General features: G+C 65.1%; 2 protein-coding genes. Both read right to left on the bottom strand.

Features of this window, described 5'->3' with window-relative positions; all coding sequences use genetic code 11:
- Nucleotides 1-14: 14 nt before the first annotated feature.
- A complete protein-coding gene (locus tag R2601_RS26405) occupies nt 15-10,244 on the bottom strand; it encodes an Ig-like domain-containing protein (RefSeq protein WP_007802483.1) in 10,230 nt (3,409 codons plus the stop codon).
- Between the two features lie 392 nt (nt 10,245-10,636).
- Nucleotides 10,637-12,601 carry an acyltransferase family protein gene (locus tag R2601_RS25670; RefSeq protein WP_083793991.1) on the bottom strand — a complete coding sequence of 655 codons (1,965 nt, stop codon included), beginning with the start codon at nt 12,599-12,601 and terminating at the stop codon, nt 10,637-10,639.
- Nucleotides 12,602-12,860 lie beyond the last annotated feature (259 nt).

Here is a 12,860-nt window from a genome sequence, read left to right as displayed (position 1 = left end):
GCCCGCCTCGATGATCAGAACAGCGACTCGACCTCGAGCACCGTGAGCCCCGAGAACAGGATGGTGCCGCCATTGTCGAGCGTGACCAGCGCATCCGAGCCGACCGCGACGACGCTGGCGAGCGCGACGCCGCCCGCGTTGATCTGGTCCTGAGCCATATCGAAGTCGGAGATCCGCGAGGCTCCGGTGCTTCCCGACTTGAAGCGGAACTCATCGCTTCCGAACCCGCCGACGAGCAAGTCGTCGCCAGCGCCGCCAAAGATCGTGTCGTTGCCGTCGCCGCCGATGATGGTGTCGTTCCCGGCATTGCCGAACAGGCGGTCTTCGCCGGATTGACCCTTGATGAGGTCGTCGCCGGAACCGCCCAGGACGATGTCGTCGTCATCGCCACCGAAGATGGTGTCGTTGCCGCCATTGCCGCGCAGCAGGTCGTTGCCGGCGTTGCCTCTCACGACATCGGCCCCGGTTCCACCGGACGCGGTATCGTCGCCAGCGCCGCCGAAGAGGCTATCATCGCCGGTGCCGCCGAGCAGCTTGTCGTTGCCGACATTGCCATTGAGCAGGTCGTTGCCGCCGCCACCAGCGAGGGTGTCGTCGCCAGCACCGCCGATCACGGTGTCGTCGCCCGCGCCGGCGAGGATGCGGTCGTCGCCGTCATTGCCCTTGACCGAGTCCTCTCCGGAGCCGCCCTTGACGTCGTCGTCTCCGTCGCCGCCGAAGATGATGTCGTCTCCGCCGAAGCCGTTGATTGTGTCGTCGCCGTCGCTGCCGGTCAGACCGTCGCTGCCGCTGCCGCCAGAGACATCGACGCCGCCCGTTGCCGTTGCATTGACGTCCATCGTCACGGTCGCGGTGGCGGTGCCGCCGTTGCCGTCGCGAATGGTGTAGGTGAAGCTGTCGGTTCCGGTGAAGCCGGCATCGGGGGTGTAGACGACCGTATCGTCGCTGGGATCGCCCGGCGTCAGGTTGTCATCGGTGGTTACGGTGCCGTTGCTGCCCTGGGTGACACTGTCGATGTAGAGCGTATCGCCATCCGGATCGCTGTCGTTGTCGAGGACGTCGATGCCCATCGGCGCGCCGGCCACCGTGAACTCGCTGTCGTCAACGGCGATCGGGGCGTCGTTGACCGGATCGACCGTGACATTGACCACCGCTGTGTCCGTCCCGCCATTTCCGTCATCTACGAGCAGCGTGAAGCTGTCGCTGCCGAAAAAGTCGGGAGCGGGGGTGTAGATCAGCTCGCCCAGGGCGTTGAACGTCGCCGTCCCGTTGGTCGGGCCGGTCTGCACGCTGTAGGTCAGGCTGTCGCCATCCACGTCGGTAGCGGTCTCGAAGGGCACTACCACGCCGGTATCCTCGTTCGTGGTAACGCCGAAGTCGCCATAGACCGGGGCGTCATTTGCCCCGTCGATGGTGACGGTGACAGTGGCCGTGTCGGTGCCGCCGTTGCCGTCGCTGATCGTGTAGGTGAAGCTGTCCGTGGTGGACGCCCCCACCGCGAGATCTTCGAAGGCGCCGTTCGGGTCGTAGCTGAACTCGCCCGTCGCGCTGTTCAGCGTCACCGTGGCCCCTGAGGGCAGCAGCACCGGCGTGTCGAAGAAGCCCGCGTCGGTGCTGGCGACCCCGGCAAACGCAATGATGGAGATCGTATCGAGATCCACGTCGGTATCGTTCAACAGCGGCGAGCCGAGATTGGCCGCCGGGCCGTCCTCGGAGACCGAGCCTGTATCGTCGACCGCGACCGGCGCATCGTTCACGGCGATGACATTAAGGCTGACCGTCGCTTGATCGGTGCCGCCATTGCCGTCCGACGCCTCGTAGGTGAAGCTGTCCGGCCCGTTGTAGTCGGCATCCGGGGTATAGGAGATCGTGCCGTCGGACTGCAGCGTCAGGCTGCCGTTCGAGACGTCGCTGACCAGCGCGTAGGTCAGGCTGTCGCCGTCCGGGTCGCTGTCGTTGCCGGCCACCGATCCGGTAAGCGTGGTGTCCTCGAAGACACCGGCAGCATCATCGACCGCGTCGGGCGGGGAATTGGCCACATCGTTGTCGGTGATCGTCGCCTGACCCGAGGCCAGCAGCGCCGTCGTGTTGGCGTCACGCAGCTGCAGGAAGAAGCTCTCGTCACCCTCGACGATGGCATCGTCGACGATGCCGGTCGAGATCGTCGTAGTGGTCTGGCCCGCGGCGAAGGTGAAGGGCAGGAACAGGCCAGCAGTGTAGTCCGCCGGGTCCGTCGCGCTGCCATCGGCGAAGCCCACGGTCAGGACATCGCTCTCCACGCTGGTATTGCCGCTGCGTGTGACGGTGAAGGTCGCAGTGCCCGCGCCCTCGTCGACGGTGATGTCGCCGATCGAGAAGCTCGAGACCGGGCCCGCCACGGTGATTTCGACCGTCGCGGTGACGATCCCGCCTTGGCCGTCAGCGAGATCATACTCGAAACTGTCGAGGCCGGAGAACCCGGCGTCGGGCGTGTAGGTGAAGCTGCCGTCGGCGAACAGCAACGCGAAGCCGTTCGTCGCCTGCGCGAAGGTCGCGAGGATCAGCGGATCGCCGTCGATGTCGAAGTCGTTGTCGAGCACACCTGCCGCGGGAACGTTGAGCACGGTCTCGAAACCGGTGGAATAGCTGTCATCGACCGCCACCGGCGCATCATCGACCGAGGTCACGGTCACAGCGACCGCGGCGGTGTCGGTGCCGCCATTGCCGTCGCTGATCGTATAGGTGAAGCTGTCGGTGCCGTTGAAATTGGCGTCGGGGGTGTAGGTGATGGTGCCATCGGCCTCGACGGTTGTGGTGCCGTTGCTGCCATTGGTGGCCGAGGCCACGCTGAGCGTGTCGCCATCCACGTCGCTGTCATTGGACAGCACCGCGACGTTGACCGCGTTGTCCTCTGCGGTCACCACGGCATCGTCCACCGCAACCGGGGCGTTGTTTACCGAGGTCACGGTCACAGCGACCGCGGCGGTGTCGGTGCCGCCATTGCCGTCGCTGATCGTATAGGTGAAGCTGTCGGTTCCGTTGAAATTGGCGTCGGGGGTGTAGGTGATGGTGCCATCGGCCTCGACGGTTGTGGTGCCGTTGCTGCCATTGGTGGCCGAGGCCACGCTGAGCGTGTCGCCATCCACGTCGCTGTCATTGGACAGCACCGCGACGTTGACCGCGTTGTCCTCTGCGGTCACCACGGCATCGTCCACCGCGACCGGATCGTCGTTCACCGGAAAGACAGTGATCTGCGCCGTCGCCTGATCGGTGCCGCCACGACCGTCCGACACCTCGTAGGTGAAGCTGTCGGTACCGTTGAAGTCGGCATTGCCCCGATAGCTGAAGCTGCCGTCGGAGTTGAGCGTCAGTGTTCCGTTGCTGACATCCGAGACCAGCGAGACGGTGAGCGGATCGCCATCTGCGTCGCTGTCGTTTTGCAGCACGCCAAGGGCGGCATTGGCCGATCCGTTGGTATCCTCGCTGACGCTGTAGAGATCGTTCCCTGCCACGGGCGCGGAATTGGGCGCTGGCAGAGCCAGGACAACGTTGTCCAGGCTGCCGACATCGACGCCATTGAGGTATTCGCCGCGGATCTGAAGGCTCTGCAAGTCCGCCATGACGGCGTCGATCTGCGCCTGTGTCGCCACGCTGCCGCTCTCGGAGTTCAACCGCCAGTCGGAGCGGGTGTCCATGAAGGCGCTGAAGCTGCCCCAGTTGCCGTCAGCGGCGCCAATGTCGAGCACCAGCGTCAGGCCGGCCCCGCTCAGGACCAGGTCGCCGGCGCCGTTCGCGGCCCCTCCGCTGCCGGTGCTGCGCAGGTCGAAGCTCAGCGTGCCGCCGGAATAGGCGCTCCGATCGCCAAGATAGGCGGCTGGGGCGACCCAGTACCAGTAGGGCCCGGTCGCGAGGTCCGTGGCCTCGATATGGCCGTCGGGGTTGCCGCCCGAGGCGACCCATTGCAGGCCGGTGACGTCGCCGGTGACGGTCCAGCCTTCCAGGTCCGTGTCGAAGGTCGAGACGATATCCGCCGGCGCCGAGACGCTGACATCGACCGTCGCGGTGTCCGTGCCGCCATTGCCGTCGCTCACCGTGTAGGTGAAGCTGTCGGAGCCAGTGAAGCTGGCATTCGGGGTGTAGGTGATGGTGCCGTCGGCCTCGACGGTGGTGGAGCCGTTGCTGCCATTCGTTGCCGAGGCCACGCTGAGCGTGTCGCCGTCCACGTCGCCGTCATTGCCCAGAACGCCGATATTCACCGCCGTGTCGACGCTTGTGGCGGCGACGTCGTCTATGGCGTCGGGGGCATCGTTGACCGGGCTGACCGTGACCGCCACAGCCGCCGTGTCGGTGCCGCCATTGCCGTCGCTCACCGTGTAGGTGAAGCTGTCGGTGCCGTTGAAATCGGCGTCGGGGGTGTAGGTGATGGTGCCGTCGGCCTCGACGGTGGTGGTGCCGTTGCTGCCATTGGTGGCCGAGGCCACGCTGAGCGTGTCGCCATCGACATCGCTGTCATTGGTCAGCACTGCGACATTGACCGCGTTGTCCTCGGTGGTGACAACCGCATCGTCGATCGCGACGGGATCGTCGTTCACAGGGGCAACCGTGATGGTGACGGTGGCCTGATCGGTGCCGCCGTTGCCGTCGGACACCTCGTAGGTGAAGCTGTCGGTTCCGTTGAAGTTGGTCTGCGGGGCATAGGCCCAGACGCCGTTCGAGACCGGGGTAAGTGTGCCGTTGCTGACGCCCGAGACCAGCGAGTAGGTCAGGCTGTCGCCGTCGGGGTCGCTGTCATTGCCGGTTACGTCGATGTTCTGCGTGCCGCTGTCCTCGTTGCGGTTGACGCTGTCGTCCCCGGCGACCGGGGCGCTGTTCGACGGGCCGGACACAGACACGGTCACGGTTGCGGTGTCTGTCCCGCCATTGCCGTCGCTGATCGTGTAGGTGAAGCTGTCGCTTCCCGAGAAGCCGCCATCGGGCGTGTAGACGACGCGGTCGTCGCTGGCATCTCCGGGCGTGCCCATATCGTCGATGCTCACGGTTCCGTTCGAGGCCGTTCCGACGCTGTCGAGCAGCACCGGATCGCCGTCGACGTCGCTGTCATTGGCCAGCACGTCGACGCTCACCGGGGTCGCGGCGGCGGTCGAGCCGCTGTCGTCGGTGGCGACGGGAGCGTCATTCACCGGGCTGACAGTGACGAATACGGTGCCACTGCGCGAGCCGCCGTCGCTGTCCTCGACGGTGTAGCTGAAGCTCGCGGCGCCATTGAAATCGGCGTTGGGGGTGAAGGTGACGGTGTTGTCGCTCTCGATCACCGCCACGCCGGCGCCGGTGGTGCCGACGGCGGTCACGGTGAGGGCGGTGCCGTCCTCGACATCGCTGTCATTGGCCAGCACGTCGATGTTGACCGCCGTGTCCTCGTTGGTCGTCGCGCTGTCGTTGGCGACCGTCGGGAGGTCGTTGACCGCCGCCACCGCGACCGTCACCGTCGAGGTGGCGGTCTCGAACCCGTCGCTGACGATCACCTCGAAATTGGCGGTGCCGTTGAAGTTGCTCGCCGGGGTGAAGCGCACGAAACTGGCGAAGAGCTGCAATGTGCCATTGGTCGCGTTCTGCACGCCGGTGATCGACAAAGGGTCGCCGTCGGGATCGCTGTCGTTGATCAGCAGATCGGCCAGCGGGATGTCGATGAAGGAGTCTTCATTGGTGGCGACGCTGTCGCTGACCGGCTGCGGCGCATTGTTGAAGGCGTAGCTCTGGTCGTCGAACTGCAGCACACGGACATTGGTCAGCACGTCGGTGCCGTCAGGCCCCGTCACCGTCGAGGCTGAGCCGTCTCCGGTGATCGTATAATCCGCTAGATCGCCAGAGAACACCGCAGTGTCGGTCCCGGTGCCGCCGTCGATGCTGTCATCGCCGCCGCCGCCGCGGATGGTGTCGTCGCCTGCGCCTGCGTCGACGGTGTCGTTCTGCTCTCCGGCCTCGATCGTATCGTCGCCGTCACCGGCGTCGATATCGTCCTCGCCGGCCAGCGCCACGATGGTGTCGTTGCCGGCATAGCCTTCGATGGTGTCGTTGAGGATCGTGCCGACGAGGCTGTCATCGCCCGGCGAGCCGGTGACCAGCGATCCGGTCAGCCCGTTGGCCACCACGACGTCGCCATCGGCAAAGCGCAGGCGCTCGACATTGTAGACCACGTCGGTGCCGTCGCCGTTGCCCGTCAGGTTGATGACCTGAAGGCCGGTCGCGGTGCCGACGATGGAGTAGTCGCCGCGATTGCCTCGGTAGACTGCCACGTCGCCATCGCTGCCCGAGCCGGAGTTGTCGGCGCCGCCGTCGATGGTGTCGTCGCCGGTGCCGCTATAGGCGTTCTGGTGGAAGATGTCGTCCCCATCACCGCCGAGCAGGGAGTCGTTGCCGTTGTTGCCCTCGAGCGAGTCGTCGCCCGTGCCGCCGAAGATCGTATCGTCCCCGTTGTTCCCGGCCAGAGAGTCGTCATCGGCACCGCCGTCGATGGTGTCGCCGTAGCTTGAGCCGCGCACGGTGTCGTTGCCGGCCCCACCACGCAGGTCGTAGCTCAGGTTGCCGTTGTTGTAGTCGTAGCTGCCGTGATCCTGGATGGTGTCGTTGCCATCGCCGCCCTCGACGGTCACGTTGCGGGCGTTCACGGCATCGTTGTGGTAGTTGTAATAGCGGATCGAGTCATCGCCGGTGCCACCGTCGATGCTCTCGCCCGAGACGTACCACAAGCGGTCATTGCCGTCGCCGCCGAGGACGGTGTTGTTGCCCTCCTGGTCCAGGATGGTGTCGTCACCGGCGCCCATGTCGATGCTGTCGTCGCCGCTGTCGCGGTTGCCGTCGTAGGAGTAATCGTTGCCGTCGCCGCCCTCGAGCGTGTCGTTGCCATCGTCGCCATAGAGCGTGTCGTCGTCGCTGCCCCCGACGACACTGTCATCGCCCGCGCCGCCGAAAAGTGAGTCCGTGCCCGCGTCGCCTTCGAGCGTGTCGTCGCCGTCGTCGCCGTTGACGATATCGGCTCCGTCTCCGCCGGAGATCGAGTCCGCATCCTCGTCGCCATTGATCGAGTCGTTGCCCGCGAGACCGTTCACGGTGTCATCGCCGGCCAGCGCATCGATGGAGTCGTCGCCGGCGGTGCCGTCGAGGCTGTCGGCGCCGGGTGTGCCGGTTACGATGGTTCCGAGCGTCAGGCCCGACACGGCGACATCGCCATCGCCGAAACGCAGGGTCTCGACATTCGAGACCGTGTCGTCGCCGTAGGTTCCGGTGCGGTCGACGACCCTGAGGGTGCCGCCGCCATTGTCGAGGATGAGGTAGTTGGACCGGTCTCCGGAGAACTGTGCAACGTCACCGGAGGTTTCCCCGCCGGAGCCGCCGTCGAGGCTGTCATTGCCCTGATCGCCCACGAGCGTGTCGTCACCATCCCCGCCTTCGAGCGTATCGTCGCCCGTGCCGCCAGACATCGAGTCGTTGCCGGTGCCGCCGGTCATGCTGTCGTTGCCATTGTTCCCGGCCAGAGAGTCGTCATCGGCACCGCCGTCGATGGTGTCGCCGTAGCTTGAGCCGCGCACGGTGTCGTTGCCGGCCCCACCACGCAGGTCGTAGCTCAGGTTGCCGTTGTTGTAGTCGTAGCTGCCGTGATCCTGGATGGTGTCGTTGCCATCGCCGCCCTCGACGGTGACGTTGCGGGCGTTCACGGCATCGTTGTGGTAGTTGTAATAGCGGATCGAGTCATCGCCCGTGCCACCGTCGATGCTCTCGCCCGAGACGTACCAGAGACGGTCGTTGCCATCGCCGCCGAGGACCGTGTTGTTGCCGTCGGCGTCATAGACGGTGTCGTCGCCCGCGCCCATGTCTATGCTGTCATCGCCGCTGTCGCGACCGCTGTTGTAGGAGTAATCGTCGCCGTCGCCGCCTTCGAGCGTGTCGTCGCCATCGTCGCCGTAGAGCGTGTCATTCTCGGTGCCGCCGCTGAGGAAGTCGTTCCCGAGGCCACCGCCGAGCTCATCCGAATCCGCGCCGCCCAGCAGCGAGTCATTGCCGCCGTTGCCGTTGAACGTGTCGTTGCCGCCAAGGCCCGTGGCGGTATCGTCGCCCTCACCGCCTTCGAAGGTGTCAGCGCCGCTGGTGCCGGTGAAGTTGGTGCCCGGATTCGTGCCGATCACAACGTCCTGATCGGTGAAGCGCAGGATCGAGACGCCGGTGATGATGTCGGTGCCTTCCCCGACCACCGTCGCCTCGCCGAGCGCACCGGTGGTGATGGTAAAGCCCGCGCGGGCGGAGTTGAAGTATGCGATGTCGCCGCCGCCGCCGGGGGTGCCGCCGTCGATGGTGTCGTCGCCGTTGCCGCCATAGAGCGCGTCGAGCCCGGCGCCACCGAGCAGCGAGTCGTTGCCGTTGTCACCGCGCAGCGTGTCGTCACCATCGCCGCCCTCGAGCGTGTCGTCGTCATTGCCGCCCGACATCGAGTCGTTGCCGGTGCCGCCGGTCATGCTGTCGTTGCCACTATTGCCGGCTAGAGAGTCGTCGTCTGCGCCACCGTCGATGGTGTCGCCGTAGCTTGAGCCGCGCACGGTGTCGTTGCCGGCCCCGCCACGCAGGTCGTAGCTCAGGTTGCCGTTGTTGTAGTCGTAGCTGCCGCTGTCCTGGATCGTATCGTTGCCATCGCCGCCCTCGATGGTGACGTTGCGGGCGTTCACGGCATCGTTGTGATAGTTGTAGTAGCGGATCGAGTCATCGCCCGTGCCACCGTCGATGCTCTCGCCCGAGACGTACCACAAGCGGTCATTGCCGTCGCCGCCGAGGATCGTGTTGTTTCCCTCGGCGTCGTAGACGGTGTCGTCGCCGGCACCCATGTCGATGCTGTCATCGCCTGTATCACGCGTGCTGTCGTAGGAGTAGTCGTTGCCGTCGCCGCCTTCTAGCGTGTCGTTGCCGTCGTCGCCATAGAGTGTGTCGTCCTCGGTGCCGCCGACGACACTGTCATCGCCTGCGCCGCCGAACAGGGAGTCCGTGCCCGCGTCGCCTTCGAGCGTGTCGTCGCCGTCGCCGCCGTTGACGATATCCGAGCCATCGCCGCCGGAGATCGAGTCAGCATCTGCGTCGCCGTTCAGGGAGTCGTTGCCGCCCAGCCCGTTGATCGTGTCGTCGCCTGCGAGACCGTCGATGGAATCGTCGCCCGAGGTGCCGTCGAGGCTGTCCCCGCCGGCGGTGCCGGCGCTGGCGGCGCCCAGGGCCAGTCCGGAGACCGCGATATCGCCGTCCGAGAAGCGCAGGGTCTCGACATTCGAGACCGTGTCGTCGCCATAGGTGCCGGCGCGGTCGACCACCCGCAACGTGCCGCCGCCATTGTCGAGAATGAGGTAGTTCGCCCGTACCCCGGTGAACTGAGCGACGTCGCCGTTGGTCTCGCCGCCCGAGCCGCCGTCGAGGAGATCATCGCCTCGGTCGCCCTGAAGGATATCGTCTCCGGCCTCGCCCTCGAGCGTGTCGTCGTCATTGCCGCCCGACAGCGTGTCGTCGCCGGTGCCGCCGGTCATGCTGTCGTTGCCACTATTGCCGGCCAGCGAGTCGTCGTCGGCGCCACCGTCGATGGTGTCGCCGTAGCTTGAGCCGCGCACGATGTCGTTGCCGGCCCCGCCGCGCAGGTCATAGCTCAGGTTGCCGTTGTTGTAGTCGTAGCTGCCGCTGTCCTGGATCGTGTCGTTGCCATCGCCGCCCTCGACGGTGACGTTGCGGGCGTTCACGGCGTCGTTGTGATAGTTGTAGTAGCGGATGGAGTCATCGCCCGTGCCACCGTCGATGCTCTCGCCCGAGACGTACCAGAGCCGGTCGTTGCCGTCGCCGCCGAGGACCGTGTTGTTGCCCTCGGCGTCGTAGACGGTGTCATCCCCCGCGCCCATGTCGATGCTGTCGTCGCCGCTGTCGCGGTTGCTGTCGTAGGAGTAATCGTTGCCGTCGCCGCCGAGGATGGTGTCGTTGCCGTCATCCCCGTAGAGCGTGTCTCCCTCGGTGCCGCCATCGATGCTGTCGTCGCCATCGCCGCCATGCAGGATGTCGACCCCGGAATCGCCGATCAGCGTGTCATTTCCGGCGTCGCCCTCGACGGAGTCGTTCCCGGCGCCTGCTTCGACCGAGTCGTTGCCATCCAGAGCGTTGATGATGTCATTTCCGGCGAGACCGTTGATGGTGTCGTCGCTGTTGGAGCCGGGAAGGGTGTCGTCGTTGGACGTGCCGGTGAAAATGGGCATCGAAATAAACCTCGCAGTCGAAATGGCGCGATAAAAAATGAAGAAATTTCGGTAGAGTTTTCGTGATTAGCGTGATTCGATCAAGGTCAATCTTGTCAACAATGTGGCGCCAGTTGACGCATTATGGTTGCTCTGGGACATCATGTATCACGCTGTGGTGGTTTTCCGGCCTGGTGCTGGCGCCCGCTTCGCGCTGTGACCGATGGATCGCTGCGGCAAGCTGATGACCCGCGGCCGGCCCCGGTGGGCAGCAGGACACCGTCGGACAACACGTCGTCACATTTCGAAGGCTGGACGGCTGCGACCCGATGCCCGGGGGCTCTATTTGGATGCGGCGCAGCGGACGATGCGATGCGACGGGGCCGGGCGTGCGGCCCCGCGATGCTCCGGGCTCAGTCGTTGATGGCGCGCGCCTCTATCTCGCGCAGCCAGCCAGCCGAGGCGGCGCGTTGACCGAAGAGGGCGGCGCCTTCCAGCGTCCAGTGAAGATCGTCGTACATCGTCTTTCGGCCCGTCTTGGTCACCAGCGTGCAGCTTGCCTCGTCGGGGCAGACCAGTCGGCGGCGCGACAGGTAGGTTGCCCCGGCGGCCTCGGCGATTTCGCGGATCGCGCTGTTCTGATCCTGGGCGCGACGGTCTTCATACTGCGTGGCAAGGGCATTCAGCTCGGTGAGCGCCGAGGTCTCCTGTGTCTTCATCAGGAACCAGTCGAACAGCGGGCGCGGTCCGCCGGCGTCGAACTTGGCGGTATTCCCGAGCACCAGAACCGTTTTGCCATCGTGGTTCACCGCCTCGAGGATGGTCTGTAGGGCGGTGCGGAACTCACGATAGTAGTTCGGCGCGACCATGATCACGTCGGCGGCCTCGAAGTTCGGCGTATCGCGCAGGAGGCTCAGATCTTCGTCGAGACTGCTTCGGTGAAGATTGAAGCGGGCGAATTCATAATTCGGGAAACGCTCGGCATTGAGCGTCAGCGCGTTGTAGACATCCTTCGACAGACTGTCGCCGATGATCAGCACGTTCGCCGATCCTGCGCTCTCGAACCACAACTCCTTGCTGCCCGACTCAGAAGGCCTCAGCGCGTTCCATGCCCCGATCTCTTCATCGGGGAAGCGCTTGTTCAGCAGCTGCCAGCTCGCCGCAGCGAGGGTGGCGTTGTCGCTCTCCGCCGGACCATAGAGCTTTGCGAGCGCTTGCGTGCGGCCCGATTGCGAGCCGTCCGTTGTCACGCTGAAGATCGTGATCGCGGCGACAGGCACCAGCGCCGCGGCGGCGCTGAGCGCGAAGGGCCGCCAGGGCACCTGGAACCGGAAGGGCCGCTCGACGAGGTAGTACCCGATCGCCGAGAGCGCGAAGGTCAGCGCGGTCCAGGCGATCATCTCGGTTGGCGTCGGCTTGTCGATCGACATGATCCGTCCGAAGGCGAAGATCGGGAAATGCCAGAGATAGAGCGAGTAGGACAGCTTGCCGACCCAGACCAAGGGGGAGAGCGAGAGCAGGCGCGTCACCGGCTCGTTCCGTTCGGCGCACCAGATCAGGCCGCAGGTCGCAAGAATGACGGGCACCGTTCCGAGGCCGGGATGCTGCATGCTGACCAGATCCTGGGTGACGAAGGCGCCGATCAGCACCACGAGCGACACTGCCGGAATGACCCGCGAGATCCGCCAGCGGGTGGCCGGGCCGATTTCGCGCACCAGAACCGCCAGGACAGCCCCTGCGAGCATCTCCCATGCCCGGCTTGTCGGCGTGTAGAACGAAAAGGCCGGGTGCAGCACCGTGGTGATGGCGGCGACCGCGAACCCTGCGATGGTCATCGCCACGAGGATCCAGAGCAGGGGCCTCATCTTCACGCGGGGCAGCAGCAGGATCAGGAAGGGCGGAAACAGAAGGTAGAACTGTTCCTCGATCGCGAGGCTCCAGGTGTGCAGGAACGGCTGGAGCAGTCCCGATTGCGCGCCATACTCACTGAGTTCGAAGAACCAGAAGCCATTGCTCACGAAGCCGAGTGCCGCGACGAGCGACAGCGAAAACCGGTCGAGCTCGCTGGGTAGCAGAAGAAACCACGCGACGGGCAGGCTGGCGAGCATGACAAGCAGCAGGGCCGGCAGGATTCGCCGTGCGCGGCGCAGGTAGAACTGCTTCACGCTGATGCCGCCGGTGCGGCTGAACTCATCCAGCATGATGCCGCTGATCAGAAAGCCCGAGAGAACGAAGAACAGGTCCACACCCAGGAAGCCACCGGGAAGAAACGTGCCTTCGGAGGTCTGGATCTTGAGGTGGTAAAGGATCACCGCGCTTACGGCGATCGCGCGCATTCCATCGATTTCAGGGCGATAGCTCGACGAGGACGTGGACATGAAATGGGTTACTTTCGCGAACAAGAATTGTCGAAATTAAGGAGCAAGCGAGTCGCCAGTGCCACCTTGAGAAATTTTTGAGGTGTCGGATCAATCTATAATACTGGCGGAAAAACCGCACAAGCTTGGCGGGGGCAGAGGCGCAATGCGCCGCAGGTTTGTCAACAATTGGGTGGATTTTCAACGATTGGGGGCAAGCCTGCACGATCTGTGGTCCACCTGATATCGTCTTTCTCGCTGGCACGACTCTGCCGAAGAC

It is taken from the genome of Salipiger bermudensis HTCC2601, assembly GCF_000153725.1.
GTDB classification, from domain to species: domain Bacteria; phylum Pseudomonadota; class Alphaproteobacteria; order Rhodobacterales; family Rhodobacteraceae; genus Salipiger; species Salipiger bermudensis.
This window is presented reverse-complemented; position numbering and strand designations above follow the sequence as displayed.